The organism is Kocuria sp. CPCC 205263, from assembly GCF_040981075.1.
Classification (GTDB): Bacteria; Actinomycetota; Actinomycetes; order Actinomycetales; family Micrococcaceae; genus Kocuria; species Kocuria rosea.
Genome location: NZ_JAVKPV010000001.1, coordinates 140,938 through 165,931 on the forward strand (window position 1 = coordinate 140,938; position 24,994 = coordinate 165,931).

At 71.4% G+C, this 24,994-nt stretch carries 23 protein-coding genes and 1 tRNA gene; 8 read left to right on the forward strand and 16 right to left on the reverse strand.

Annotated elements, in window-relative coordinates; translation table 11 throughout:
- The first annotated feature begins 9 nt into the window (after positions 1 to 9).
- Positions 10 to 2,166 (forward strand): transglycosylase domain-containing protein, encoded by a 2,157-nt coding sequence (locus RF647_RS00625; RefSeq protein WP_368810049.1) that lies wholly within the window; start codon positions 10 to 12, stop codon positions 2,164 to 2,166.
- A 23-nt stretch (positions 2,167 to 2,189) separates the two neighbouring features.
- The gene (locus RF647_RS00630; protein WP_368810050.1) at positions 2,190 to 3,104 is read left to right on the forward strand and encodes a metallophosphoesterase; all 915 of its coding nucleotides are present in this window, start codon (positions 2,190 to 2,192) and stop codon (positions 3,102 to 3,104) included.
- Between the two features lie 61 nt (positions 3,105 to 3,165).
- Here RF647_RS00630 and RF647_RS00635 read toward each other — a convergent pair whose 3' ends face one another.
- Together RF647_RS00635 and RF647_RS00640 are read right to left on the reverse strand one after the other, a co-directional pair.
- Entirely contained in the window at positions 3,166 to 3,744 is a 579-nt protein-coding gene (locus RF647_RS00635) for an RBBP9/YdeN family alpha/beta hydrolase (RefSeq protein ID WP_368810051.1), read from the reverse strand.
- Positions 3,741 to 3,899: a hypothetical protein gene (locus RF647_RS00640; RefSeq protein WP_165979625.1), complete on the reverse strand. Its 159-nt coding sequence runs from the start codon at positions 3,897 to 3,899 to the stop codon at positions 3,741 to 3,743. The genes RF647_RS00635 and RF647_RS00640 overlap by 4 nt, the downstream gene beginning before the upstream one ends.
- A 237-nt stretch (positions 3,900 to 4,136) precedes the next feature.
- Between RF647_RS00640 and RF647_RS00645 the strand changes: the two genes are divergently transcribed.
- From RF647_RS00645 to RF647_RS00660, 4 genes are all read left to right on the forward strand, one after another.
- On the forward strand, positions 4,137 to 6,986 hold the full coding sequence (locus RF647_RS00645; protein ID WP_368810052.1) for an FAD-binding and (Fe-S)-binding domain-containing protein: 2,850 nt from the start codon (positions 4,137 to 4,139) through the stop codon (positions 6,984 to 6,986).
- Positions 6,987 to 7,054: 68 nt separating this feature from the next.
- Entirely contained in the window at positions 7,055 to 7,549 is a 495-nt protein-coding gene (locus RF647_RS00650) for a MarR family winged helix-turn-helix transcriptional regulator (RefSeq protein ID WP_368810053.1), read from the forward strand.
- Between the two features lie 5 nt (positions 7,550 to 7,554).
- The gene (locus RF647_RS00655; protein ID WP_017832530.1) at positions 7,555 to 7,977 is read left to right on the forward strand and encodes an organic hydroperoxide resistance protein; all 423 of its coding nucleotides are present in this window, start codon (positions 7,555 to 7,557) and stop codon (positions 7,975 to 7,977) included.
- A 43-nt stretch (positions 7,978 to 8,020) separates the two neighbouring features.
- Complete coding sequence (locus RF647_RS00660) at positions 8,021 to 9,028, forward strand: NADP-dependent oxidoreductase (RefSeq protein ID WP_368810054.1); 1,008 nt, start codon at positions 8,021 to 8,023, stop codon at positions 9,026 to 9,028.
- 17 nt (positions 9,029 to 9,045) lie between these two features.
- Here RF647_RS00660 and RF647_RS00665 read toward each other — a convergent pair whose 3' ends face one another.
- The 6 genes from RF647_RS00665 to RF647_RS00690 all read right to left on the reverse strand — a co-directional run bounded on the left by RF647_RS00665 (position 9,046) and on the right by RF647_RS00690 (position 15,625).
- Positions 9,046 to 9,744: a haloacid dehalogenase type II gene (locus tag RF647_RS00665; protein WP_368810055.1), complete on the reverse strand. Its 699-nt coding sequence runs from the start codon at positions 9,742 to 9,744 to the stop codon at positions 9,046 to 9,048.
- 60 nt (positions 9,745 to 9,804) lie between these two features.
- Positions 9,805 to 10,515: an HAD family hydrolase gene (locus RF647_RS00670; protein WP_368810056.1), complete on the reverse strand. Its 711-nt coding sequence runs from the start codon at positions 10,513 to 10,515 to the stop codon at positions 9,805 to 9,807.
- 64 nt (positions 10,516 to 10,579) lie between these two features.
- Positions 10,580 to 12,172: a M28 family peptidase gene (locus tag RF647_RS00675; protein WP_368810057.1), complete on the reverse strand. Its 1,593-nt coding sequence runs from the start codon at positions 12,170 to 12,172 to the stop codon at positions 10,580 to 10,582.
- Between the two features lie 163 nt (positions 12,173 to 12,335).
- Positions 12,336 to 13,781, reverse strand: a complete 1,446-nt coding sequence (locus RF647_RS00680; RefSeq protein WP_368810058.1) for a M28 family peptidase — start codon at positions 13,779 to 13,781, stop codon at positions 12,336 to 12,338.
- A 257-nt stretch (positions 13,782 to 14,038) separates the two neighbouring features.
- Positions 14,039 to 15,379 (reverse strand): M20/M25/M40 family metallo-hydrolase, encoded by a 1,341-nt coding sequence (locus RF647_RS00685; RefSeq protein ID WP_368810059.1) that lies wholly within the window; start codon positions 15,377 to 15,379, stop codon positions 14,039 to 14,041.
- Between the two features lie 15 nt (positions 15,380 to 15,394).
- The gene (locus RF647_RS00690; protein WP_368810060.1) at positions 15,395 to 15,625 is read right to left on the reverse strand and encodes a hypothetical protein; all 231 of its coding nucleotides are present in this window, start codon (positions 15,623 to 15,625) and stop codon (positions 15,395 to 15,397) included.
- Positions 15,626 to 15,864: 239 nt separating this feature from the next.
- Between RF647_RS00690 and RF647_RS00695 the strand changes: the two genes are divergently transcribed.
- Positions 15,865 to 15,941: transfer RNA gene (locus RF647_RS00695), tRNA-Pro, on the forward strand.
- Between the two features lie 276 nt (positions 15,942 to 16,217).
- Positions 16,218 to 16,451 (forward strand): hypothetical protein, encoded by a 234-nt coding sequence (locus RF647_RS00700; protein WP_368810061.1) that lies wholly within the window; start codon positions 16,218 to 16,220, stop codon positions 16,449 to 16,451.
- 120 nt (positions 16,452 to 16,571) lie between these two features.
- Here the strand turns inward: RF647_RS00700 and RF647_RS00705 are convergent, their stop codons facing one another.
- The 8 genes from RF647_RS00705 to cpaB form a co-directional block, all read right to left on the reverse strand.
- Positions 16,572 to 17,267, reverse strand: a complete 696-nt coding sequence (locus RF647_RS00705; RefSeq protein ID WP_368810062.1) for a hypothetical protein — start codon at positions 17,265 to 17,267, stop codon at positions 16,572 to 16,574.
- Positions 17,268 to 17,302: 35 nt separating this feature from the next.
- Positions 17,303 to 18,727, reverse strand: a complete 1,425-nt coding sequence (locus RF647_RS00710; protein ID WP_368810063.1) for a hypothetical protein — start codon at positions 18,725 to 18,727, stop codon at positions 17,303 to 17,305.
- Positions 18,728 to 18,877: 150 nt separating this feature from the next.
- Entirely contained in the window at positions 18,878 to 19,591 is a 714-nt protein-coding gene (locus tag RF647_RS00715; protein ID WP_368810064.1) for a class F sortase, read from the reverse strand.
- Between the two features lie 61 nt (positions 19,592 to 19,652).
- The gene (locus RF647_RS00720; RefSeq protein ID WP_368810065.1) at positions 19,653 to 20,522 is read right to left on the reverse strand and encodes a type II secretion system F family protein; all 870 of its coding nucleotides are present in this window, start codon (positions 20,520 to 20,522) and stop codon (positions 19,653 to 19,655) included.
- Between the two features lie 27 nt (positions 20,523 to 20,549).
- Positions 20,550 to 21,497 carry a type II secretion system F family protein gene (locus RF647_RS00725; RefSeq protein WP_368810066.1) on the reverse strand — a complete coding sequence of 316 codons (948 nt, stop codon included), beginning with the start codon at positions 21,495 to 21,497 and terminating at the stop codon, positions 20,550 to 20,552.
- Positions 21,497 to 22,813: a CpaF family protein gene (locus RF647_RS00730; protein ID WP_368810349.1), complete on the reverse strand. Its 1,317-nt coding sequence runs from the start codon at positions 22,811 to 22,813 to the stop codon at positions 21,497 to 21,499. Before RF647_RS00730 ends, RF647_RS00725 begins: the two co-directional genes overlap by 1 nt.
- Before the next feature lie 194 nt (positions 22,814 to 23,007).
- Complete coding sequence (locus RF647_RS00735; RefSeq protein WP_368810067.1) at positions 23,008 to 24,237, reverse strand: CpaE family protein; 1,230 nt, start codon at positions 24,235 to 24,237, stop codon at positions 23,008 to 23,010.
- Entirely contained in the window at positions 24,234 to 24,980 is a 747-nt protein-coding gene (gene cpaB / locus RF647_RS00740; RefSeq protein WP_368810068.1) for a Flp pilus assembly protein CpaB, read from the reverse strand. Before cpaB ends, RF647_RS00735 begins: the two co-directional genes overlap by 4 nt.
- Between the last annotated feature and the right edge of the window lie 14 nt (positions 24,981 to 24,994).

Genomic DNA, 24,994 nt, shown 5'->3' on the forward strand with positions numbered 1-24,994 from the left:
ACTGTCCGAATGGCTTCCCGCAAGAACCCTGCCGCGCAGGCACCGTCAGCCCTGGGCAACGTCGTGGCGTTCATCGCCACGAGCGTCGTTGCCGGCATCGTGGCCGCCGGTCTCCTGGTCCCCCCCGCAGCCGCCACCGGTCTCGCCGCCAACGCCTCCATCGGGTGGTTCAAGGACCTCCCGGCCCAGATGGAGGCGGGGCCGATGTCGCGCGCCTCCACCGTGGTGGCACGGGACGGGACCGAGATCGCCTCGTTCTACGCGCAGAACCGCACCCCCGTGTCCCTGGACGAGATGTCCCCGCACATGAGTGCCGCGATCCTCGCGATCGAGGACCGCGACTTCTACGAGCACGGCGGCGTGGACCTCGGCGGCATCCTGCGCGCCCTGGGCAACAACATCATCCGCCCGGACGCCCGCCAGGGCGCGTCGACCATCACGCAGCAGTACGTGAACAACCTGCTCATCGACTCCCAGGTCCGCGCCGGCGAGGAGGCCACCACCATCGGCGCCGACAAGGGCTACACGGACAAGATCAAGGAGATCAAGCTCGCCCTGTCCATGGAGCAGGAGCTGAGCAAGGACGAGATCCTCGAGGGCTACCTCAACATGGTGCTCTTCGGCGGGCAGAACTACGGCGTGGAGGCGGCCGCCCAGTACTACTGGGGCATCCCCGCGTCCGACCTGAGCGTCTCCCAGTCCGCCGTCCTGGCCGGGATGGTGCAGTCCCCCAACTACTACGACCCCGCCGCGAACCCGGAGGCGGCCACCGAGCGGCGCAACATCGTGCTGGACACGATGCTCACCACCGGGGCCATCACCCAGGAGGAGCACGCGACCGCGGCCGCCGAGCCCATCGAGGTGGACCCCAACCCCACCAACTCCGGGTGCACGGCCGCCGAGATCGCCCCCTACTTCTGCGACTACGTGGAGAACTCCATTCTCCAGGACTCGGCGTTCGGCGAGACGCCCGAGGAGCGGCTCAAGACCCTGCAGCTCGGCGGGCTCACCATCACCACCACGCTCGATGTCGAGGCCCAGCGCGCGGCCCAGGAGTCGGTCAACGAGACCCAGCCGCGGGACGACAACCCGGACAACGTCTCCACCGCGCTCGTCTCCCTCGAGCCGACCAACGGGGACATCGTGGCGATGGCGCAGAACACCTACTACTCCACCGCCGAGGGCGACTCCAACACCACGTACAACTTCAACGTGGACTCGTGGATGGGCGGGGCCGGCGGCTTCCAGGTCGGCTCGACCTACAAGCCGCTGACGTACGCCGCGTGGATCGACGCCGGCAACGGCGCGGAGGACGAGATCGACGCGACCCGCACCCGGTGGCCCGCCGACCACCGGTGGAAGGCCTCGTGCCTGGAGCGCGGGTACAAGATCGAGCCGGGCAACAACGGCGAGGGCTTCGAAATCCAGAACGCCGAGTCCGGCTACACCCGGGAGATGGAGGCCGACTTCGGCCTGTACAACTCGATCAACACCGCGATCTACGCGATGGCCGAGGACCTCGACCTGTGCGACATCGGCAAGATCTCCGAGTCCCTGGGCATCGTCAACGGCAAGAACGGCGAGCCCGTGGACACCACGGTCCTGGCGTCCCTGCTGGGCGGCTCCGTGGACATCTCCCCGATGACCATGGCCCGGGCCTACTCGGCGTTCGCCAACCGCGGCGAGATGTGCGAGCCCCGCGCCCTCGAGCGGGTCGTGGACTACACGGGCAAGGAGTACGAGATCCCCGAGACGTCCTGCGAGCGCGTGATCAGCGAGGACGTGGCCGACGGCGTGAACTTCGCGCTCAACCAGACCCTGATCCGCGGCTCCGGCTGGCAGCGGGAGATCGGCCTGCCGGGCGCCTCCGCCGCCAAGACCGGCACCACCGACAACTCCACCCAGACGTGGATGATCGGCTACACCCGCGGGCTGGCCACCGCCTCCTGGGTCGGCAACTACGAGTTCGGCTCCCGGTCCCTCAACGGGCTGTCGATCGGCGGGAAGCGCACCGAGGGCGACGACTGGGTGGACGGCTCCACCTACGCCGGCGGCCAGTGGCAGCGGTTCATGGAGGAGGTCGCCCGGGACTACGACACGGACGAGTTCGAGGAGCCCTCCGACCGTGTCCTCGAGGGCCGCAACGGCACCTCGGAGCCCGGCTGAGGCCGGGAGCGGGAGTGGATCGAATGCACACCCCCCGGGGCGCCGTCGCGCCCGTCCTGCGGACCGCCGCCGCCGTGACGGCGGCCGGTGCCGGGGCGGCGGCGGGCCTCGGCGCGTGGGGCGTCGTCGTCGAGCGCCGCCGGTTCCAGCTGCGCACGGAACGGCTCCGGCTGCTGCCCGAGGGCAGCGCGCCGCTGCGGATCCTGCACCTGTCGGACCTGCACGTCTGGCCCGGCCAGCGCGCCGTGCGGGAGTTCGTGCACTCGCTCGCGGCGCTGGAGCCGGACCTCGTGGTGGACACCGGGGACAACCTCTCCCACCCCGAGGCGCTGCCGTGGCTGCTGGAGATCCTGGAGCCGCTGTTCCGCTTCCCCGGGGCCTACGTCCCGGGGTCCAACTGCTACTTCGCGCCGCGGCCCAAGAACCCGTTCCGCTACCTCTGGCGGGACACCTCCGGGGAGGGCCGGGACGAGGCGCCCCGGCTGCCCACCCAGGACATGCACCACGCGTTCGACGCCGCGGGCTGGACGCCGCTGATCAACCGCTCCGCCCGGATGGAGGTCGCGGGCCTCACCCTGGACCTGTCCGGGGTGGACGACCCGCACCTGGGCTACGACCGGCACCCCGGCTTCGGCGACCCCGCGACGGCGGACCTGCGCCTCGGGGTGGCCCACGCCCCCTACCTGCGGACCCTCGACCGGTTCGCGGCGGACGGCGCGCAACTGGTGCTGGCCGGGCACACGCACGGCGGGCAGGTCTGCCTGCCCGGCGGTCGGGCGCTGGTCAGCAACTGCGACCTCGAGCCGGAGCGCTGCAAGGGGCTCATCACCCAGGGCGGGGTGCCGGTCAACGTCTCGGCGGGCCTGGGGACGTCCCGCTTCGCCCCGATCCGGCTGTTCTGCCCGCCAGAGGCCGTGCTGCTGACGCTCACGGACTGAGCGGGTCTCCCCCGGCCCCGCACACCGGTCGTCCGCACGCCGGCCGCCCGCGCGGGACCCTTCAGCCGCCGCGCGGCACCAGGGCCTCGAGCACCGCGGGCAGACGGGTGACGCCGTCGGAGCCGCAGAAGTGCCCCGCCCGCGGCACCACCCGCACGGGGGCGCCGAGCCGCGCGGCGAGCGCCTCGGTGGCGGCCGCCGGCACGGTCGGGTCGTCGTCCGAGCGCAGCACCAGGCGGCGCCGGGCGCTGGCGCGCACGGCGGAGACGTCCACCTCCTCGGCGAGGAACTCGTCCAGGAGCGGCACGGCCTCGAGCCGTCCCGTGAACCCGGCCACGAGCACCAGCCCGCCCAGCGTCCACGGCTGGGGCAGACCGGCGAGGTGGCGCAGGAGGGTGATGCAGCCCAGGCTGTGGCCCACCAGGTGGGTGTGCAGGTCCGGCTCGCCGACCGCCCGTGCCACGGCGGCCAGCCACGCCCCGGCCTCCGGGAAGGACGGCTCCGGCAGCTCCACGACCTCCGTCCGCACGCCCTCGGCGGCGAGCCGGTCGCGCAGCCACGGAAACCAGTGCTGGTCCGGGGCGGCGTCGTAGCCGTGCACCACCACCACCCGGCGGACCTCCGGCTCCGGGTCGCTCACCCGGAGATCTCGGGGACCGCCACGATGATCCGGTGGTTGGTCTTGTCGCACAGGTACATCTCGACCGTGCCCTCCGGCACCGGGCCGCCCTCGGGCCACTGGTCCTCGGGGATCTGGCGCAGTGGCCCGCCGCAGGACGGGCAGATGGGGTCCATGGTGGTCTCCTCCAAAGGTCGGCTCCCGGGCCGGCGGGCCCGTGGCCCGAGCTTCCCCCAAAACGGCGCCGCCCACAATCCCCCCGCACCGCCCGGAGCCGGCGGACCGGAACGAACAGGCCCGGTCGGCCGGGCCCCGGCGGCCCCCGCCGAGCGGACCGGCGCGGCGCCTGTGGTCACACCATAGGATGTGGCGTGGACCACCCCGGCTGCCCCGCCTCCCCGTCAGGAGATCCCATGACCGCCCCCAGCACGCACCCCGCCCCCGCCCCCGAGGCCCTGCTGGAGGAGCTGCGGACCTGGTGCGGCCGCGACGCGGTGGTGACCTCGGAGCTCGAGCACCGCGCGCTGGCCCACGACGCCTCCCACTACCTGCTGCAGCCCGCGGCGGTGGTGCGCCCGCGCTCGGCCGCGGACATGGGCCACCTCTTCCGCGCGGTGGCCCGCCACGACCTGGGCCTGACCTTCCGCTCCGGCGGGACGTCCCTGTCCGGGCAGTCCGTGACGGACCAGGTGCTGGTCGACGTCCGGCGGAACTTCCGGGAGGTCGAGGTGCTGGACGGCGGCCGGCGGGTCCGCGTGCAGCCCGGGGCCACGGTGCGGCAGGTCAACGCCCGGCTGGCCCCGTACGGCCACAAGCTGGGGCCGGACCCGGCGAGCGAGGCCGCGTGCACGATCGGCGGTGTGGTGGCCAACAACTCCTCGGGCATGGCCTGCGGGACCGAGGCCAACACCTACCGGACGCTGGAGTCCCTGGTGTTCGTCCTGCCCTCCGGGACCCGGGTGGACACCGCGGACCCGGACGCCGACCGGCGGCTGCGGGAGCTCGAGCCCGCCCTGCACGAGGGTCTGCTGCGGCTGCGGGACCGGGTGCGCGGCGACCCGGCGTCGGTGCGCACGATCGAGCGGCAGTTCTCGATGAAGAACACCATGGGCTACGGCCTCAACTCCTTCCTGGACCACGACGAGCCGGTGCGGATCCTCGAGCACCTGATGGTCGGCAGCGAGGGCACCCTCGGCTTCGTGGCCCAGGCGGTCTTCCGGACGGTGGAGATCCTGCCGTTCGCCTCCACGGGACTGCTGGTGTTCCCGGACCTGGCCGCGGCCACCCGCACGGTCCCCGCCCTGGTGGCGGCCCGCTCGGCCACGGTCGAGCTGCTGGACGCCACGTCCCTGAAGGTCTCCCAGCGCACGGGACTGGCCCCGGCGCAGATCCTGGACATCGACGTCCGCGACCACGCGGCGCTGCTCGTCGAGTACCAGGGCCGCACGCCCGAGGAGGAGCAGGAGATCTCGGCGGGCGCCGCCGGACTCTTCCGCACCCTGGACCTCGCGGCGCCGCCCGCCCTGACGGACGACCCCGCGGCCCGGGCGGCGCTGTGGACCGTGCGCAAGGGCCTCTACACCACCGTGGCGGGGGCCCGGCCGAGCGGGTCCAACGCGCTGCTCGAGGACGTCGTCGTCCCCGTCGCGGAGCTCGGCGAGACCTGCGAGCAGCTCACGGGGCTCTTCGACGCCCACGGCTACCGGGACTCGGTGATCTTCGGGCACGCCAAGGACGGCAACGTCCACTTCATGCTCAACGAGCAGTTCGACCGCCCGGACCTGCTGGCCCGCTACGAGCGCTTCACCGAGGACATGGTCGCCCTGGTCCTCGACCACAACGGCTCGCTCAAGGCCGAGCACGGCACGGGCCGCAACATGGCGCCGTTCGTGCGCCGGCAGTACGGGGACGAGCTCTACGACGTCATGGTGGCGCTCAAGCGGCTCGTCGACCCGGGCGCGCTGCTGAACCCGGGCGTGCTGCTCAACGAGGATCCCACGGTGTACGTGCGGGACCTCAAGACCGCGCCCACGGTGGAGCAGGAGGTGGACCGGTGCGTGGAGTGCGGCTACTGCGAGCCGGTCTGCCCGTCCAAGGACCTCACCCTCACGCCGCGGCAGCGCATCGTGGGCCGCCGGGAGATCGCGGCGGCCGAGGAGCGGGGGGACACGGAGCTGGCCGGCCGGCTGCGCGCCGAGTACGACTACGAGGGCCTGCAGACGTGCGCCGTGGACGGGATGTGCGTGACGGCGTGCCCCGTGCTCATCAACACGGGGGACCTCGTGCGCCGGCTGCGCGCCGAGGACCACAGCCGGGTCGCGGACGCCGGCTGGGGCGCCGCCGCGCGGGCGTGGGGGGCGACGACGACGGGCGCCGGGCTCGGCCTGACCGCCGCAAAGGCCCTGCCCGCCGCCCTGCCGGCCGCCGCGACCGCCGCGGCCCGGGCCGTCCTCGGCGCCGAGCACGTGCCGCTGTACAAGGCGGAGCTGCCGGCGGGCGGCCCGCCCCGGCCGCACCGGCGGGACCCGGCCGCGGAGGCCGTGTTCTTCCCGGCGTGCATCAACTCGATGTTCGGCACGGCCGCCCGCCCCGGGGGCGGCGCGGGCCTGACCGCCTCGGAGGCGTTCCTGGCGCTGTGCGACCGCGCCGGGGTGCACGTCACCGTCCCCGAGGGCATCGGGAACCTGTGCTGCGGGACGCCGTGGAAGTCGAAGGGACTGCCCACCGGGTACGCCACGATGTCGGAGCGGACGCTGGGCGGGCTGTGGGAGGCGACCCGTCAGGGCGAGCTGCCGGTCGTCTGCGACGCCGCGTCCTGCACCGAGGGCTTGGAGACCATGTCCGGGCTGGCGGCGGCGTCCGGCCGCTACCACGCGCTGCGGTTCGTGGACGCGGTGGAGTTCGTGGCGGACCGGGTGCTGGGGCGGCTGACCGTCAGCCGCCCGATCGGGTCCATGTCGCTGCACCCCACGTGCTCGAGCGTGCACCTGGGCATCACCGGCGCCTTCGAGACCCTGGCCCGGGCGATCAGCGAAGACGTGGTCGTGCCGAAGGACTGGGGCTGCTGCGCCTACGCCGGGGACCGCGGGATGCTGCACCCCGAGTTCACGGCCTCGGCCACCGCGGCCGAGGCCCGCGAGGTCACCGGCCGCCGCTTCGACGCCTACGCGTCCCTCAACCGCACGTGCGAGCAGGGCATGACGGAAGCCACCGGCCACCCGTACCGGCACGTGCTCGAGCACCTGGAGGAGGCGACCCGCTGACCCGCGCCCCGCTTTCGGTTGTGCACAACTGAGTTGTGCGCAATCGACCCCTGTGCCACCATGGGGTCATGGACGCAGATCTCCGGCTCGACGCGCAGCTGTGCTTCGCGCTCTACGCCGCCTCACGGGCCACGACCGCGGCCTACCGCGAGCCGCTGGCGGAGCTCGGCCTGACCTATCCGCAGTACCTCGCGCTGCTCGCGCTGTGGGAGGAGGACGGCCAGACCGTCTCGGCGCTGGGCTCCCGCCTCCGCCTGGACAGCGGCACGCTCTCCCCGCTGCTCAAGCGGATGGAGACCGGCGGGCTCCTCGAGCGCCGCCGGGGGCACGACGACGAGCGGCGGGTCACCGTCCACCTCACGCCGTCCGGCCACGGGCTGCGCGAGCGCGCCCCGGCCGTGCAGCAGCGCGTCCTGGAGGCCTCGGGGCTGACCGCCGCCGAGATGGAGACGCTGCGGGCCCTGGCTCGGCGGATCGGCGCCCCCGCCGATCCGGACGCCGCGGACCGCGCCGGTGCGGACAGCACCGGAACCCGAACCACCACCACCGACACCCAGGAGTGACCAGCATGGACACCGTCTACACCGCCGAGGCCCTCGCCACCGGCGCCGGCCGCGACGGCCGCACCCGCACCACCGACGGCCGGATCGACCTGGGCCTGGCCGTCCCGCAGGAGATGGGCGGCTCCGGCGACGGCGCCAACCCCGAGCAGCTCTTCGCCGCGGGCTACGCCGCGTGCTTCCACTCCGCGCTGCAGATGGTGGCCCGGCAGGAGAAGGTCAAGCTCGGCGACTCCAGCGTCGGGGCCCGCGTGGGCATCGGCGGCAACGGCCAGGGCGGCTTCGGCCTCGAGGTCGACCTCGAGGTCGTGCTCCCCGACCTCGACCCGGCCACCGCGCAGGCCCTGGCGGACAAGGCCCACCAGGTGTGCCCGTACTCGAACGCCACCCGCGGCAACGTCGACGTCCGCGTGACCGTCGCCGACGACTGACCCCCGCTTCCCCGCCCCCTTCCCTCGACCCCCAGGAGAACCGATGACTTCCCCCATCAGCACCCGCCAGGTCGTGCTCGCCTCCCGCCCCGACGGCACCCCCACCCCCGATAACTTCCGGCTCGAGGAGGCCGCGCTGCCCGCGCCCGGCCCCGGCCAGGTCGTGGTCGCCAACCGCTGGATGTCCGTGGACCCGTACATGCGCGGCCGGATGAACGACGTGAAGTCCTACGTCCCGCCGTTCCAGGTGGACCGCCCGCTCGACGGCGGCGCCGTCGGCGAGGTCATCGCCTCCTCCGCGCCCGAGCTGCCCGTGGGCGCCACGGTGCTGCACGGGGCCGGGTGGCGGGAGCACGCGCTCGTCGAGGCCGCCTCCGCCACTGTGGTGGACCCCGACCTCGCCCCGGAGTCGGCCTACCTGGGGGTGCTCGGCATGCCGGGGCTCACCGCGTACGCCGGCCTCATGGCGGCCGCACGGTTCCGGCCCGGGGACACGGTCTTCGTCTCCGGCGCCGCCGGGGCCGTGGGCTCGCTCGTCGGCCAGATCGCGAAGCTCAGCGGCGCCGCGCGCGTGGTCGGCAGCGCCGGCTCCCCCGAGAAGGTCGCCCGCCTGCTGGAGCTCGGCTTCGACGCCGCCTTCGACTACCACGACGGCCCGGTGCTCCCCCAGCTGCGGCGCGCGGCGCCCGAGGGCATCGACGTCTACTTCGACAACGTGGGCGGCGAGCACCTGGAGGCCGCGATCTCCGCGCTGAACGTCCACGGCCGCGTGTGCCTGTGCGGGGCGATCTCGCAGTACAACGCGACCGAGCCCCCGGCGGCGCCGCGGAACCTGGCGCTGGCGATCGGCAAGATGCTGAGCCTGCAGGGCTTCCTGGTGAGCGGTCACCAGGACCTGGGCCCGGAGTTCCGCGAGAAGATGGCCGGCTGGCTGGCGGCCGGCGAGATCCGGTGGGACGAGACCGTGCGCGAGGGGCTGGACGACGCCCCGCAGGCGTTCATCGACCTGCTCGCCGGGGCCAACACCGGCAAGATGGTCGTCAAGCTGTGAGCTGAGCCGTCAGGCCGTCAGGCCGTCAGCTCGGCGCCGCCGGCGGCCAGCCGCGCGGCGAGCTCCCGCACCCCGGACACCCTGAGGTCCGGGGTGCGCGCGTACCGCGGATAGGGCGAGCCGTGCCGGTCGATCCAGGCCGTGCGCAGCCCGGCGCGGGCGGCGCCGTGCAGGTCCCAGGGGTGCACCGCGACCATGAGCATCTGCTCCGGCGGCACGCCCCAGGCCCCGCTCGCCCAGGTGTAGGCCTCGGACGCCGGTTTCCAGCAGGGGGCCTCCTCGACGGAGCAGACGTGCTCGAAGTGCTGCCGCACGCCCCCGCGCTCGAGCAGGCCCTCGGCGGTGGCCGCGGAGCCGTTGGTGAGGGCCGTGAGCCGGAACCCGGCCTCCGCCAGGGAGCGCACCCCGTCCGGGACGTCCGCGTTCAGGGGCAGCCGCTGCACGGCGTCCAGGACCCGGGCCACGGCGTCCTCCACGTCCACGGCCGGCGGGTGCAGGCTGAAGAGCGTGCGCGCCGTCTCCTGCCCCAGCACGGCGAACGGCTGGGCCTCTCCGTGGACGGCCAGCGCGAAGCCCTCCCGCAGGACGGAGGCGAACCACGTGGCCGCCAGCTCCCCCGGCACCCCGACCTCCTCGAAGGCGTGGCGCAGGGGGCGCATGTCGGAGAGGGTTTCGTTCACGTCGAACACGAGGACGGGTCTGTCGTCGGTGGTCATTCCGGGGCCTTTCGTTCGCGGTGGTGCGCGGCGCGGTCCGCGCGGGAGCCGGCGGGGCGCTCAGCCCGCCGGGATGAGCCGGCCTATGGGGCTGTTCTCGAAGTCGTCCAGGAGGGCCTGCGGGTCCGCGTAGACGGCCACGGCCCCGGCCTCGCGCAGCTCCGCCTCGCTGATCCCGCCGCTGGTCAGGCACACGGCGTCGAGGCCGAGCTTCCACGCGGACTCGACGTCCCAGCGGGCGTCCCCCACCACGATCGCGTCCTCGGGGCGCAGGCTCCCGGCCTCTAGGGCCGCGGCGAAGATGTCCGGGGCGGGCTTGCTGTGCTCGGCGTCCGTGGCGGTCGTCACCGCCGTGAGCAGGTCGTCCGAGCCGAGGGCCTCCCGCATGGCCGCCACCTCGGTGACGTTCGACGACGACGCCAGCACCACCACGAGCCCCGCGTCGGTGCAGCGGCGCAGCAGCTCGGCGGCGCCGCGGGTGGGCTTGAGCCTCGGCCAGTGCACGGAGAACAGGGCCCCGTGGGCCGCGCCGATGGCGTCGTCCCCGTCCCGGTCCCGGTCCGCGGGCAGCAGCTCGTCGATCAGCTGCTCCGAGCCCATGCCGATGAGCCGGTGGATGCGGTGCATGGGGACGTCGTGGCCGGCCTGGTTGAAGGCGTGCCACCAGGCGACGGTGTGCAGGTAGCTCGAGTCGATGAGGGTGCCGTCGACGTCGAACAGGACGCCGCGCCGGGTCGGCGCGGCGGGGTCGGGGGTTCGGGGAGGAGTCATGGCCTCACCCTCCCACCCGGTGGCCGGGTGGGCAATGGCCAACGCCGAGCCGGGGACCTTCCGTTCACCGGGCCGATGGGACCTCGACGGCGCTGCGCGGGCCGTTGCCCTGGTCCACGGTGGTGGGGCCGAGCGGGAGCTCCCGGCTTTCCTGTTGCCCGCCCGCGCCGTCGACGGCCTGGGTGGAGGCCGCGAAGCGCTGGATCACGGATGCCGCCGCGTCGGTCATCTCGCCCAGCCCCCGGGCGTCGACGTTGGCGAGGTCGTCGCACGCGCCGTGGTAGCAGAAGTCGTAGGCGACCCCGGCCCGGCCGCCGAACAGCGCGGCCTGCTCCGGGGTCTTGATCCCCTCGGCGCCGGTGAACAGGCCGCCGGAGGGGACGCCCTCGGCGATGAACGGCCCGTAGTCGCTGCGGCCGCTGAACTCCGTCTCACCGGAGGCCAGGCCCACGGAGCCGAAGTGCTCGTGGAAGGCCGCCTCGATCGCGGCCGAGCCCGCCGGGGCGGTCACGGGTCCGTCGGGGCCCTGCACGGGCGGGAACGCGGAGTGGTCGCCGTCGTAGACGAAGCGCCCGTGGTTCGGGGAGCCGATCATGTCGAAGTTCAGGTACAGCGCGATGTCCTCCAGCGCGGCGGGGTCGTTCGCCTTCAGGTCCGCGACGTAGTGGCTGGAGCCGCGCAGGCCGAACTCCTCCGCGCCCCACCAGGCGAAGCGCACGGTGTTCGCGGTCTCGGTGCCTGCGAGGGCCTCGGCGATCGCCAGGATCCCCGCAGCGCCCGAGCCGTTGTCGTTGATGCCCGCGCCCTCGGGGACGCTGTCCAGGTGGGCGCCGGCCATCACCGTGCTCCCGGACTCGCCCGTGCCCGTCTCGGCGAGGACGTTGAACGTCTCGCGGTTCTCGGAGACGGTCTGCGCCGTCACGGTCACCTCGCCCCCGCCCAGCAGGGCGGTCCCGGCCGCATGGCTGAGACCGATCACCGGGAGGGTCGTGGCGCCGGGCTCCCCGAGCGTGCCGGCGACCACGCCCTCCTCGCCGGGCAGACCGGTGTTGAAGATCAGCACCGCGGACGCCCCGGCGGCCTGGGAGTTGGCGGCCTTCACCTCGAAGGTGCACGTGCCCCGCTGGAGCAGGGCGACGCTGCCCGCCGTGAAGCCGGCGAAGTCCTCGGCCTCGCAGCCGCTGGTGCTCGCCGCCGGGGCGCCGGTGGTGTCCACGGCCTGCACCGGGGCGGTCACCGTGCCGGAGCCCGAGTAGACCATGACGGCCGCCTCCGCCGCGGTCAGGGTCCGCGGGACACCGCCCGGACCGGGCACGGCCACGGTGGTCGGGACGACCTCCTGGAAGAACGGGAAGGAGAAGCTCTGGACCCGCGGGGTGTAGCCGGCGGCGCGCAGCCGGCCGACCACGTAGTCCGCGCTGCCCCGGTAGCCCGGGGTGCCCGAGGCCCGGTTGCCGCCGTTGGCGTGGGCGACGGCCTGGAGCACCTCGAGGTGGTCCAGCACCTGCTGCACGGGCACGGCCGCGGCGGTCGGGGCGAGAGCTCCGGCGTCGTCGGCCTCCCGCGGCGCCGCCGTGACGGCGCTCGGCACGGTGAGCGCGAGGGTGCCGGCCAGAGCGGCGGCCACGGTCCATCGGTGGGGTGTGGGGTGCGGCATGGGTCCTCCCGGGGCCTGAGGCCGATCGGGGGCTCGACCGTGTCCGTCATGGGCCCCATCGGGCGGGTGGAGTCCTGCGCACAGGATCTCAGCTCCAGGTCAGAGGCACAATGACCGGACGGATTGTGGCGCCGGGAACCGCATCGGCCTCAGTGCGGCCGCCTCACTGGGCCTGCCTCTGCGCGGCGGCGTTGCTCGGACCGCGGCCCTGGTCGACAGCGGCGGGGGGAACGGGCGCCACGATGCCGAGCAGCCTCCGGCCCTCCGTCTCGAGGTCCCCGGTGGAGTTCGCGAAGCGCAGGACGACGGCGGAGGCCGCACCGGTCATCTCCTCCAGCGTCCGGAGGTCGACGTTGCTGAGGTCGTCGCAGGACGCGTGGTAGCAGAAGTCGTAGCCGATGCCGGCCCGGCCGCCGAACAGCGCGGCCTGCTCCACGGTCTTGATCCCCTCCGCCCCGGTGAACAGACCGCCGGAGGCGATGCCCTCGGCGATGAACGGGCCGTAGTCGCTGCGGCCGCTGAACTCCGTCTCGCCCGAGGCCAGGCCCACTGAGCCGAAGTGCTCGTGGAAGGCCGCCTCGATCGCGGCCGAGCCCGCCGGGGCGGGCACCGAGCCGTCCTCCGGGCCGAAGGCCGAGGCGTCGCCGTCGTAGACGAAGCGACCGTGGTTCGGGGAGCCGATCATGTCGAAGTTCAGGTACAGCGCGATGTTCCCGAGCGTCCCGGCGTCGTTGGTCTTGAGGTCCGTGACGTAGTGGCGGGACCCGAGCAGGCCGAACTCCTCCGCGCCCCACCAGGCGAAGCGCACCGGGTTGGCGGTCTCCGTGCCGGCGAGCGCCTCGGCGATGGCCAGGATGCCCGCGGATCCGGACGCGTTGTCGTTGATCCCGGGGCCCTCCGGGACGCTGTCCAGGTGGGCACCGACCATGACAGTGCGCTGCCCGTCGCCGGAGCCCGTCTCGGCGAGGACGTTGAACGTCTCCCGGCTCTCGGAGACGGTCTGCGTGCTGACCGTCACCTCGCCCCCGCCCAGCAGGGCCACGCCGGCCGCGTAGCTCAGACCGACCACGGGGACGGTCACCCCGCCGGGTTCGCCCAGGGTGCCGGCGACCGCGTCCTCGGCCCCGGCCAGTCCCGTGTTGAAGATCAGCACCGCGGACGCTCCGGCGGCCTGGGCGTTGGCGGCCTTCACCCCGAAGGCGCATGTGCCCCGCTGGAGCAGCGCGATGTTCCCCGGCACGAAGTCGGCGAAGTCCCCGGCCACGCACCCGCTGGTGCTCACGGCCTTCTCGCCGGTCGTCCCCACGGCCTGCACCGGCGCCGTCACGGTCCCGGAGCCGGAGTAGGTCATGACCGCGACGTCCGCCGCGGGAAGCTGCCGGCCGCCCGCGCTGACCGTGGCCGGGGCGGTCTCCTGGAAGAAGGGGAAGGTGAACTTCTGGACCTGCGGGGCGTAGCCGGCCGCCCGCAGCCGGCCGACCACGTAGTCCACGCTGCCCCGGTAGCCGGACGTGCCCGAGGCACGGTTGGCGTTGTTCGCGTTGGCGATGGCCTGGAACACCTCGAGGTGCTCCAGCACCTTCCCGACGGGCACGTCCGCCGCGGTCACCGGGACCACCTCGTCGCGGTCGGGGTGGCGGCGGCCACGGTCCGGTGGTGGTGGGTGCGGTGGCGCATGGGATCTCCCGGGGCAGGGGCCGATCGGGGGCTCGACCGTGGGGTCGGCTCCATCGTGCTGGTGGAGCCCTGTGCCCAGAATCTCAACTGCAGGTCAGCTGCACAACGGTTGCGCGGATTGTGGCGCAGCGAGCGGCCCCGCCCCGGCGTGACGAGCCGGGGCGGGTCCGCCCCTGCGCCTCCGGCCTGTCAGGCGGCCGCCTTGTCGTGGCCGTGCCCGTGGCCGCGACCGTGCTCGGAGTGCGGGCCGTGGCCGCGGTCGTCGCCCTTCGGGTGGCCGACGGCGCCCTTGCCCTTCTGCCGGAAGGGCTTGCCCTCGCCGTTGACGTCATGGGTCGACATCGCGTAGCGCAGGACGACGGCCGCGGCGGCGTCGGACATCTCCTCCATGCCCTGGAGGTCGACGTTCGAGATGTCGTCGCACGCGGAGTGGTAGCAGGAGTCGTAGGCGACACCGGCCTGGCCGCCGAACAGCCCGGCCTGCTCCTCGGTCTTCACGCCCTCGGCGCCCGTGAAGAGACCGCCGGAGGGAATGTCGGCCTCGATGAACGGCCCGTAGTCGCTGCGGCCGCTGAACTCGGTGTCGCCCGAGGCCAGCCCCACCGAGGCGAAGTGCTCGTGGAACGCCGCCTCGATCGCCGCGGAGCCCTCGGGGACGTTCGTGTCGCCGGGGTCGAAGGTGGAGGCGTCGCCGTCGTAGACGAAGCGCCCGTAGTTGGGGGAGCCGATCATGTCGAAGTTCAGGTACATCGCGATGTCCTCGAACGCCTCGGGGTCGTTGTCCCGCAGATCGGTCACGTAGTGCTCGGCGCCCAGCAGGCCGAGCTCCTCCGCGCCCCACCAGGCGAAGCGCACGGTGTTCTCGGTCTTCGTCCTGGCCATCGCCTCCGCGATGGCCAGGACGCCGGCCGACCCGGTGCCGTTGTCGCTGATGCCCGCGCCCTCGAGCACGCCGTCCAGGTGCGCGCCGACCATCACCGTGTTCTCGGGGTCGCCCGAGCCGGTCTCGGCGAGGACGTTGTAGGTGGTGCGGGTCGCCGAGACGGTGTCCGTGGCGACCGTGACCTCGGCCGCGTCCAGCAGGTCCACACCCGCCTGGTAGCTGAGCCCGACCGTCGGCAGGGACGTGGCCTCCGGGGTGCCCAGGGTACCGGCGACGGCGTCCTCCGCGTTCGGCAGGCCCGTGTTGAAGATCAGCACGGCGCTCGCACCGGCGGCCTCCGCGTTCGTGGCCTTGACCGCGAAGGAGCAGGTGCCGCGCTGGAGCAGAGCAATGTTGCCCGGCACGAAGTCCGCGAAGTCCGTGGCCTCGCAACCGCTGGAGCTGCCCACCCGGGCACCGGTGGTGTCGACCGGCTGCACGGCGCCGGTGATGGTGCCCGTGCCGGAGTAGGTCATCACCGCGACGTCCTCGGCCGCGAGCTGGGTGCCGTCCGCACTGACCGTGGCGGGGGTGCGCTCCTGGAAGAACGGGAAGTCGAACGCCTGGACCTCCGGGGTGTAGCCGGCGGCGCGCAGCCGCTCGACCACGTAGTCGACGCTGGCCTAGTAGCCGGCGGTGCCGGAGGCGCGGTTGCCGTCGTTGGCCTCCGCGATCGACTGGAAGGCGTTCAGGTGCTCCGTGAGCTTCTGCTGGGAGACGGCCTGGGCGATCTTGTGGGTGGTGTTGTTGCTGATGTCGCGGGTGGGGGCCGCGACGGCACTGGTCGCCGTGAGGGTCAGGGCGCCGGCCAGGGCGGCCGCGGTGATCCAATGGCTGGGCTTGCGGACGGGCATGGAACCTCCAGGTGAGCGGCGGCCAGGAGGTAGCCCGGCCGTGACGCGGTTCACAGTCATCGAGGAATGACCCGGATTTGCACATGCTCACAAATGGGTTACCGACCGGTCAATAACTTTTGTCCACCTGTTGGGGGACACCACCTGAAGCCGACACGGTCGCAGAACCCCGATTTCCCACCCGCCCGGCCAGATGGCTATGATGGAGCAGTTGTTTCCGGCCGAGACCGGATGCTTCACGGGATGTGGCGCAGCTTGGTAGCGCGCGTCGTTCGGGACGACGAGGTCGCAGGTTCAAATCCTGTCATCCCGACCACCAGCGAAAGGCCCCGGACCAGTCGGTTCGGGGCCTTTCGCATGTCCCGATCCGCACTCCGCGCGAGGCCGGCTGTCCCCGCAAGAAGCGACGCCCCTGGTTGATGCATTTGCAAATTCATCGAATAGGCTCGGCGCTGTCAGGGCGTGCCCACCCGGCGGCGCGGGGACCGGCTGATCCTCCGCTCCCCCGCCGCCGGTGCCGCACCCCTGTCATCGCGGGCGTCATGGGGGCGCCCGGAACGTTCGTCAGCTCCGGGGGGGGGGAGTTCGCACCATGAATCTCGACATCGATCGTGTCCTCGACGACGCCAGCACCGGCGTGCTGGGCGCCGTCCTCCAGCAGTTCACCGACTGGTCCCTGTGGCTGGGCATCGGACTGATCACCGCCGCGGTTATCAGCTCTGCCATGACCAAGAAGGTGCCGTGGACCCGGGAGGCCTCCGTATGGCTGTACTCGATGGCCGCCACGGCGTGCTTCGCCGTGCATTGGGCGGCCGTGCCGGCCTGAGGGACGTCGAAGCACCCGGCCGAGGTCGTTGGCCGGGTGCGTCGACGTGTGCTGTGACAGCGTGTGCCGGGCGCGGACGGCGCTGTCCCGCCGGACGAGCGCGCTGCGGACGCCGCGGACCTACTTCCGGGCCGAGGAGAAGACCAGCTTCTCGTCCCCGCCCTCGAGATCCCGCTCGGCCAAAGCCCACTGATCCTGCATGAGCTGCTCGAGCAGGTCGTCGGTCAGTTGCTGCTGGTCGCCGCCCTGCCCACCCAGCTCCTTTTCGAGTGCCTGCCGCAGGAGCTCCTCGGAGAACGCTCCGTCCTGTCCGGTCAGCTCCGGCGCGGCGAGGTCGGCCAGCATGCACAACCCCTCGCAGGTGACCACGAGCTTGAGACCGGCCTCGACCGTCGTCGACGTGGTCGTCGTGGTGCTGGTCGACGTCCGTTCCGTCGCCTGGACCGGCATGCCTCCCCCCACGGAACCCGCCACAGCGGCAGGTGCCTGTCCGAGGGCGATTGAGGACCCGGCGGCGGGCGTCTGCCCGGGGATGCTCGTTCCTGCCGTGCCGCCGACCGGGGCTGCTGCTTGGGCCGTCCCTCCGGCAGGGGCGGCAGGGTCTGCGGAGGTCTCTGCCGTCGGTGCGGGAGAGGACTTGGGCGCCGCCGGGGACGTGGGCTGCGGCGCCGGACTCGTGGTCGGCGTCGCGGTGCTGAGCGGCGGCAGGGGTTCGTAGGTGTGCGCACCCTTCGCCTCGGCCGCGGCACCGCCGCAGCCGGTGAGGGCGGCGAGCGCGAGGGACGCGACGACGACGGTGCGAGTGGTGCGGCTCATCGAGATCTCCCGGAGAACTGGGGCGGAGGTGAACATCAGGCGGACCGGTCCGAGGTGGTGGCCGGGCGTCGGCGCAGCAACCAGGCGCCGAGGCCGGCGCCGACGGCGACCACGACGAGGACCACCGAGGTCATCGCGCTGCGCTCACCGGCAGCAGGGGCTGCGCCCATGCCGGTGTTGGCCATGGCCGACTCGGCGTAGGCCGCTCCCCCAGCCGTCATGGTGGTCTCCGTGACGACCTCCGTGGAGGTGGTGGTCTGCTCGTCGAACAGGACGAAGGCCTCGAGGGTCGCCGTGAGCTTCTGCTCGGCGTCGGCGTCCGTCACGATCTCGATGACAGGGGCGCCGCGATCTCGGACCGCAGGCTCGGCGTCCGGTCCGGCCGCGCCGTCACGGGAGCCTGTGTCGGTGCCGGGGTCGCCGATTCCGTCGACGTCGTCGTCGGTGGGGGTGTCCTGATCGACCGGCGCGTCCCCGGTCCCGTCGTCGTCCGGGGGCGTGGTCTCCTCGTCGGGGACCTCCTCCTCCGGCGCGGTGGGGGCGTCGATCTCGAACCCGGCGCTCGCCGCCCAGTCGACCGTGCGCTCCTGACCCGCGATGAGCAGGTCGCGATACTGGTCGTCGGCCAGGACGGTGAGCTCGGCCGAGGGCATGGTCGCCGTCAGGTCGGCGGTCAGCTCGCCCTCGGTGACCCCGGCGGGCACGGCCAGTTCGAGGTACTTGTCCCGGTTCCCGCCGGTGAAGGTCTGCGTCGTCGTCCCGTCGGCGAAGGTGACGGGCCCGGTCAGAGTGACGGTCGTGGTGTAGTAGGCCTCCGGCATGGTGACGAGCAGCGTGTCGGGCCGACCGTCCGGCGCGAAGGACACGGAGACCCGGTAGCCGTCCTGCGGGGCGAGCGCCGGGACGTTGTTGCGCGCGTCCTGGATGAGGAACTCGGCCCGGTCCAGGTGCGATTGCTCGATGCCGGCCGGCTGCGGCAGCTCCGCGGTCGACAGGGAGCGCACGGCCCACTGCACCGCCAGCGCCTCATCCGGATCGTCGGTGGGCCCGAAGACCGAGAGGATGTATCCGGCGAGGGTGGCGTTCTCCGGCTCCCAGTAGACCGGGCTGTCGCCGACCTTCTCGCCCACCACGTTCTCCCATCCGGTCGCCGGGTCGTCGAAGGGCTCGGCGACGGCGTAGCCCTCGTCGTCCAGCACGAGCTCTCCGACAGGGGCCAGGGGCTGGTCCTCGTGGATGCCGTAGGCGGTGTCGGTGTTGCTCAGCGCCACCGGGGTGTAGAACGACTCCGCGCCGGTGCTCGGGCTCTCCTCCGGGACCTCGACGAGGTACTCCGCGATCGCCACGGGCACGGCGACGGCCGGCGCCGCAGCGACCAGCGTCCCGGTCACCGCGGTGGTGCCGGCAAGAGCCGCCACCGCGAGGAGCTGCGCGCGGCGGGCGGGGAGGGGGGAGGGCATGGGAACTCCTGGGGATCGTGTGGGGATCGGCAGGCCGGTGGGCGGCCGACCGATCTTTACTAATGTAATTGCATGGAGGGGGTGCTGTCCGGGGAAGTCACTGTGCGACGCCGGGTGTGCGCACAAGAGGGGACGGGCAGCCCGGCCGCGTCACGGGACGGGGGCCGTCTCGGGATCGAGGGCCAGGTCGACGATGAGGTTGTTCGTGTACGACCAGGACGGTGCGCCGTCCGGCTGGACGTAGTCGCCCGAGCAGGTGACCAGGGACAGCCCCGGGTCTCCGGTCAGCGCGAAGATGTCCCGTGGCGGGGCGTCTCGTGGGGTCGGCTCCCGCACCGTGGTCACGGTGTAGGACGACACTCCCCCGGTCCCGTCGGAGATCCACAGCCTCTGCCCCGGCTGCGCCGTGTAGAGCGTGGCCAGTGCGGGGGCGTCGTAGGGGTAGTCCACGTGGCCGGCCAGCACCGCGTTGCCCTGCTCACCGCCGATCGGGGCGGAGGCCGAGTACCAGCCGATCGCTGAGCGGTCCTCGTGGGTGGGCACCGCCATGTTCCCCGCGCCGTCCTGCCCCATGGACTCGAGCGCCGCGTCGACGCCGATCGACGGGGAGCAGACACGGGCCCGGGCGAAAAGGTCCCCGCAGGTCTTCGGGCCCCGCACCGCAGGGTGGGCCCCCGGGTCACCGGCGACTCTGGCGTCGTCCGCCGCGAGTAACGCGGCGTTCACCGGCCCGGGGGCACTCACCGAAGCGGGATCACTGTGCTGGACGTCCCCGCCGAAACCGGCGGCCGGGGTGCCGGCCAGCCAGGGCAGGACCAGGAGACCGACGGCGGTAAGCGAAACCCCGGCCAGTGCAATCGGCAAGGCCGTGCGTCCAGCGCCGGTCCTCCTTGAGCACTTTCCGGTGTTCTTGTTCGGCATCCGACTACATTTCCATGAAGGTGAGCACTGTGGGCCCGAGCACTGTCAAGAAAAGCACCGGGAGGACGAAGAGCATCAGCGGGATGAGTATTTTGGTGGGGATTTTTTGCGCCGCTTCCTCGGCTCGTTGCCGACGCTTGACGCGCATTTCATCGGCTTGCGTTCGCAGCACCGTAGAAATAGAAATTCCGTAGGCATCGGCTTGGATCACTGCGCGGGTGAACTGCCGCAGATCAGGAACGTCAGTGCGCTCCTCCAATGCCAGGTAGGCGTCGCGGCGTGGAATTCCCACACGCATTTCTTGAAGCGTGCGCACGAGTTCCTCGGCGAGTGGGCCCTTGCCATTGTGCCCGGCGCGGGCCATTGCGGACTCGAAGCCGAGGCCGGCCTCCACAGCGATCATCATCTGGTCGAGGGTGTCCGCAAGTTCGAGTCCGATGGCCTTCTGCCGCTCGATGCCTTGGCTGTACAGCAACAGCTCAGGCAGGAAGTATCCCACCGGCACCATGACCACCACGATGAGCAGGATCATACCGTTGCCCCCGGTCATGGCCAGGAGCACCAGACCTATCAGGAGGGCGGTGCCCAGGGCATAAACCTTATAAGCCATCAGGCGGGCGACCGGCCAGCCTGCAGGCCGGCCTGCCTTCGAATAAAGGGTTTCAAGCCGCTCCTGGCCGTTATCAGTGGTGAACCGGCTGGCCCAGCCGAAGTCTGGTGCGTCGCGGATCATTTCGGCCTCGGTGGCATCGAAGCCGACTCTCAGGTTTTGGCGCACCAGCCGGTCGCCGCCCCAGCGCACACCTACCGCGAGCCAGATAGCCAGGCCCGCGGCACCGGCGAGAAGCAGCATGCCGAGGAATAGGGGGGTCATGGAACGTCCTTCGAGAAAAGGGGAGAATCAGAACTTGATCTTGACGATCCGCGACATCCAGAAGCCACCGATCGCGAACATCAGCAGGGCAACGACGATCATCGCGTAGCCGAGGAAGCCGCTCGTGAGAAATTGGGAAATGTACTCGGGAGAGATCAAGGACAGGATTCCCGCGATCAGCACGGGCAGGGCCATCAGGATGTAGGCGGACATCTTGCCCTCGGCTGAAAGAGTCTTGACCTGTCGCCGGATCTGATTGCGCTCACGGATCGTGCCTGCCACGCGATCGAGCACCTCTGCGAGATCGCCCCCGACCTCGCGGTGGATACCGATCGCTTGGGCGACCCAAGAGAAGTCCTGGGAGTCCATGCGCTTGGCGGCTTGATCGAGAGAAGCATCCAGATCCATGCCGAGACGGGTCTCGTTGACGATGCGCGTCAACTCCTCGGAGGTTGGGGCCTGGGACTCCTTGGCCACCGCGTCGACCGCGCGCAACAGGGAGTGACCAGCTCGTAGCGATCCGGAGAAGAGCTGCAGTGTGTTGTCTAGCTGGTCGGCGAAGTTCCGCTTGCGCCGATTCGTGAGGAAGCCGACCACGAGCTTGGCCGCGAACGGAGCCGTCAGGAAGAGCACCAATCCAAGCAGCAGTCCCCCCGCGAGCGTCCCGGCCGCCGTCGCGACCACCGCTCCGATGAGGACCAGTACGAGGAAATCGGCCGGCGAGGACTTGATGCCGGCGTTCTCCAGAGCGGAGGCAACCTTGCGCGTCCACCCCCGGCGCTCCAGGAACTCGGAGACAGCCTCGGTGGTCACACCCGAGAGCCGGGACAGCTGCGATGACTCGAGTTCCCGGGGTCCGCGCGGCGGCCGGCGCCGGTCCATGGGCAGCCGTGGCGTGCGCGAGCGAAAGACCACGAACAGTCCGAGCAGCCCGGCAAGGCAGAGCAGCCCGACGCCAATCAGCAGCGGTGCCATCAGCGCCGCCCAGGGTCGAAGACGGAGGGGTGGAGCTTGATGCCGTAGTCCTCGAACTTGTCCACGAAACGCGGGCGCACCCCCGTGGAGCGAGTCGTGCCGCGGAACCGGCCGGTACGGGGATCCACTCCGGCGTCCCAGTCGAAGAGGAAGGCGTCCTGCAGAGTCACGGTCTCACCCTCCATGCCCTGGATCTCGGTGATGTGAGTGACGCGGCGCGTGCCGTCCCGGAGTCGTGACAGCTGGACAACCACGTGAATGGCGGAGGCAATCTGCTCCCGGATCGCCCGCTGCGGCAGGTCCATCCCGGCCATCATGACCAGGGTCTCCAGCCGCGAGATGGTGTCGCGCGGGGAGTTGGCATGGATGGTGGAGAGTGAGCCGTCGTGGCCGGTATTCATCGCCTGGAGCATGTCCAGGGCCTCACCACCACGGCACTCCCCCACCACGATCCGGTCAGGTCGCATGCGCAGGGAGTTCCTCAGAAGGTCGCGGATGGAGATCTCCCCCTTGCCCTCGATGTTGGCCGGGCGAGACTCGAGCTGGACCACGTGCTCCTGCTGCAACTGGAGCTCTACGGCGTCCTCGATCGTGACGATGCGCTCGCCGTGCGGGATGAAGGAGGAGACCACGTTGAGCATCGTGGTCTTGCCCGTGCCAGTACCTCCCGCCACCAGGATGTTGAGGTGAGCCTCCACGCACGCACGCAGCAGCTCGGCCATCTGCGGGGAGACCGAGCCGAACCGGACGAGATCCTCGATGGTGAGGGGATCCTTCGCGAACTTGCGGATCGTCAGGGAGGACCCTTTCACCGCGAGTGGTGGGATCACCGCGTTGACGCGCGAGCCGTCCGGGAGACGTGCGTCGACGAGCGGCGAGGACTCGTCGATGCGCCGACCCACCTGGGTGACGATCTTCTCAATCACGTGGCGCAGGTCCTGCTCGGAAGCGAAGGTCGACTCTGACAGGGTCACCTTGCCCTTTTGCTCGATGAAAATCTGGTCGGGGCCGTTGACCATGATCTCCGTGACCGAGTCATCGTCGAGCAACTCCTGAAGGGGACCGTAGCCGAGCACATCATCGCTGACGGAGCGGATCAGCCGGAGACGCTCCTCGGAGGACATCGGCACCTGCTCTTCAGCGACGATCCGCGTGAGCTCCTTGGTGGCGAAGTTCTTGAGCTGCACATCGGACAGGCTCGAGTCCGACTGCCGGGAGCCGATGCGGTCCAAGAGCTCTTGTTTGACACGGTGCTTGAGCCCGGCCAGCGCGTCGAACTTCCCAGCCTGGGCGCGTGGAGCCGGATCGGCCGGCACCTCCGGGACGGACGCGGGGAGCACGAGCGAACCAAGGGACGGCGAGTCGTCACCTGCAGGAGGAAAGACTTCGTTGCCCGAGAGGTCCGTGCTCGGTTCGCTCGGACGGTCGACAACGGGTTGACGGTTTGCGACAGAAGCCGCAGGCGTGGAAGGGGTTTCACCGCGTGCGGCGGCGAGACGTTCGGCGAGTTTCACGATCGGACCATGGCCTTCCGGTGCAGGCCTCGTCGGGCGGCGGGGCGTTCGGGGGCGAAGGAGTCGACGAGGGCTTGCAACTGTCGTGCGGCCTTGTCCTTGGGTGCGTGCAGCAGCAGGGGTTCACCCCGGTTGGTGGCGTAGGCGGCCATCCTGGAGCGCGGGACCACATGGTCCACAGGGGCCCGGACGGTGGCTTCGATATCCTGCACTGACAGCCCGGTGTTGCGGTCGGCGGCGTTGACCACAACCTGGGCGTTCGGCGGCACGAGATCGATCTCCCCGAGGAGGTCCATCTGCTTGCGCAACCCACGTACGCCGGGGACGTCCATGCCGGTGACGAAGACGACGTCGGTGGCGGCCTCGAGGGCGGCGAGCGCATGCTCGCCCATGCCCGGTGCGGTATCGACGACGACGTACTGGAACTGTCCCGAAAGCTGCTCCAGAAGATGGGCAACCTGAGCGCTGCCTATCAGCTCACCTTCTGCGGGGTTAGCCGGTGTGCACAGGGCGTAGATCGAAGCGGGGTGGACGGTGAGGAAGGTCTTAAGCACCAGAGCGTCGTCGACTGCGGGACCGGTCACTGCCTCGGTCAGCGAGTGCTCTGGAGCGAGTCGCAGGGCAGCGGCGACGTCACCGAACTGGACGTCGAGGTCGACGATCACGGTGTTCATAGGCGCGAGCCGCCCCAAGCCCACGGCCAGGTTGGTGGCCATGGTCGTCTTGCCCACCCCACCCTTGGGCGAGGTCACGACGATCGTGCGCGAGTCGTCGCGAGGAGCCGATGGCACAGCGTGCAGGCTACCGGTGGCGGGACCGCCGGATGGCATCACCCGGCGGCGGGACTCGGTCGCGTCGAGGACGCGAGAGAGGGTGCCAAGGACAGCATCGGGATCGGCGTCGATGTCCAACACGTCACGGAAGCCGGCACGCATGGCTGCCACGGCCAGTGGCATGTCCGAGGGCACCACCAGGACGAGGGAGATCTCGGGGCGCTGGATGTCGAAGACGCCGCCCAGGCGAAGGGCCTCGTACAGGTCCAGGCCGGGCCCGATGACGACCACGGTGGGCAGCTCGCCCACGGAGCGGCCGAGCAGTTCATCGGGTGTGGCCGGCAGGACGGTGCCGAGAACGGTCTGCACCTCGCCGGGTATCCGGCCCTGGACGGCCTGGCGGAAACGGGTGTCGTAGCCGGGATCGCCGGTGACTAGCAGTAGGCGGCTCATGAGAAGTCCTCCCGCGTGGCGCCGTTGGCGTTCTCCTCGGCGTCATTCCCCTCGAGCGAGAGCCAGATCCGGCCAAACTCGGAGGCGTAGACGATCTTTTCCGCGGTGTCGGCGTTGACAGCGAAAGTGACGAGCATCGAGCCCTCCGGAACAGCAGGTGCCTCACTACCGGTGGCCGCCGTGCTGCTCTCTCCCTCGGCAGACGCGGCCGAAGAGGGAGCACCTTGCACCGAGGTGACGAGAACTTTGTCCAGATCCTTGGACGTACGGGAAGTACGATTTTCGTCCTCTTCGAAGGAGACAAAGAAGCCGACCCGATCCCCGGCCGTGAGCTGGCCACCGACCACACGGGGCGCGTCCAGCTGGATGGTGACCTCCTGCAGACCGTCTGGGACGGGCACAGTACCGGGGGCCTCTAGGGCCTCGGGGTCGACCAGCCGGGAGTCGAGAACCTGTTCTCCCGGTTGCAGGTCGACGCCGGCGACCTTTCCCCTCTGGCCCTCAAGAGAGGACAGCGCGCCGTCCGGGACGACGGCAGCAGGCACCGTGTGCAGGGCGATGGACTCGCCGAATTCCTCCACAGGGGTGCCTTTGAGGATCGGGGCGGTGACGAGGTAGACCTCGCGGGGCTCCTGATCATCCAGGGCGCGGGCGTCAGCGGTGCCGACGTAGGTGGTGACGAGAACCAGGCCGGCGATGGCAAGAATCGCCATCACAAAGCCGGCGAGAATACGGGTCTTCACGGGGTGTCGTCCTC

What these genes read in the sequence shown, in the direction of transcription:
- RF647_RS00725 (WP_368810066.1), bottom strand. Translation starts at nt 21,497, where the DNA reads ATGGCACCGCTGCTGATTGGCGTCGGGCTGCTCTGCCTTGCCGGGCTG.
- RF647_RS00665 (WP_368810055.1), bottom strand. Translation starts at nt 9,744, where the DNA reads ATGACCACCGACGACAGACCCGTCCTCGTGTTCGACGTGAACGAAACC.
- RF647_RS00690 (WP_368810060.1), bottom strand. Translation starts at nt 15,625, where the DNA reads ATGCCCGTCCGCAAGCCCAGCCATTGGATCACCGCGGCCGCCCTGGCC.
- RF647_RS00625 (WP_368810049.1), top strand. Translation starts at nt 10, where the DNA reads ATGGCTTCCCGCAAGAACCCTGCCGCGCAGGCACCGTCAGCCCTGGGC.
- RF647_RS00645 (WP_368810052.1), top strand. Translation starts at nt 4,137, where the DNA reads ATGACCGCCCCCAGCACGCACCCCGCCCCCGCCCCCGAGGCCCTGCTG.
- RF647_RS00700 (WP_368810061.1), top strand. Translation starts at nt 16,218, where the DNA reads ATGAATCTCGACATCGATCGTGTCCTCGACGACGCCAGCACCGGCGTG.
- RF647_RS00720 (WP_368810065.1), bottom strand. Translation starts at nt 20,522, where the DNA reads ATGACCCCCCTATTCCTCGGCATGCTGCTTCTCGCCGGTGCCGCGGGC.
- RF647_RS00675 (WP_368810057.1), bottom strand. Translation starts at nt 12,172, where the DNA reads ATGCCGCACCCCACACCCCACCGATGGACCGTGGCCGCCGCTCTGGCC.
- RF647_RS00640 (WP_165979625.1), bottom strand. Translation starts at nt 3,899, where the DNA reads ATGGACCCCATCTGCCCGTCCTGCGGCGGGCCACTGCGCCAGATCCCC.
- RF647_RS00650 (WP_368810053.1), top strand. Translation starts at nt 7,055, where the DNA reads ATGGACGCAGATCTCCGGCTCGACGCGCAGCTGTGCTTCGCGCTCTAC.
- RF647_RS00705 (WP_368810062.1), bottom strand. Translation starts at nt 17,267, where the DNA reads ATGAGCCGCACCACTCGCACCGTCGTCGTCGCGTCCCTCGCGCTCGCC.
- RF647_RS00710 (WP_368810063.1), bottom strand. Translation starts at nt 18,727, where the DNA reads ATGCCCTCCCCCCTCCCCGCCCGCCGCGCGCAGCTCCTCGCGGTGGCG.
- RF647_RS00670 (WP_368810056.1), bottom strand. Translation starts at nt 10,515, where the DNA reads ATGACTCCTCCCCGAACCCCCGACCCCGCCGCGCCGACCCGGCGCGGC.
- RF647_RS00655 (WP_017832530.1), top strand. Translation starts at nt 7,555, where the DNA reads ATGGACACCGTCTACACCGCCGAGGCCCTCGCCACCGGCGCCGGCCGC.
- RF647_RS00660 (WP_368810054.1), top strand. Translation starts at nt 8,021, where the DNA reads ATGACTTCCCCCATCAGCACCCGCCAGGTCGTGCTCGCCTCCCGCCCC.
- RF647_RS00630 (WP_368810050.1), top strand. Translation starts at nt 2,190, where the DNA reads ATGCACACCCCCCGGGGCGCCGTCGCGCCCGTCCTGCGGACCGCCGCC.
- RF647_RS00735 (WP_368810067.1), bottom strand. Translation starts at nt 24,237, where the DNA reads ATGAGCCGCCTACTGCTAGTCACCGGCGATCCCGGCTACGACACCCGT.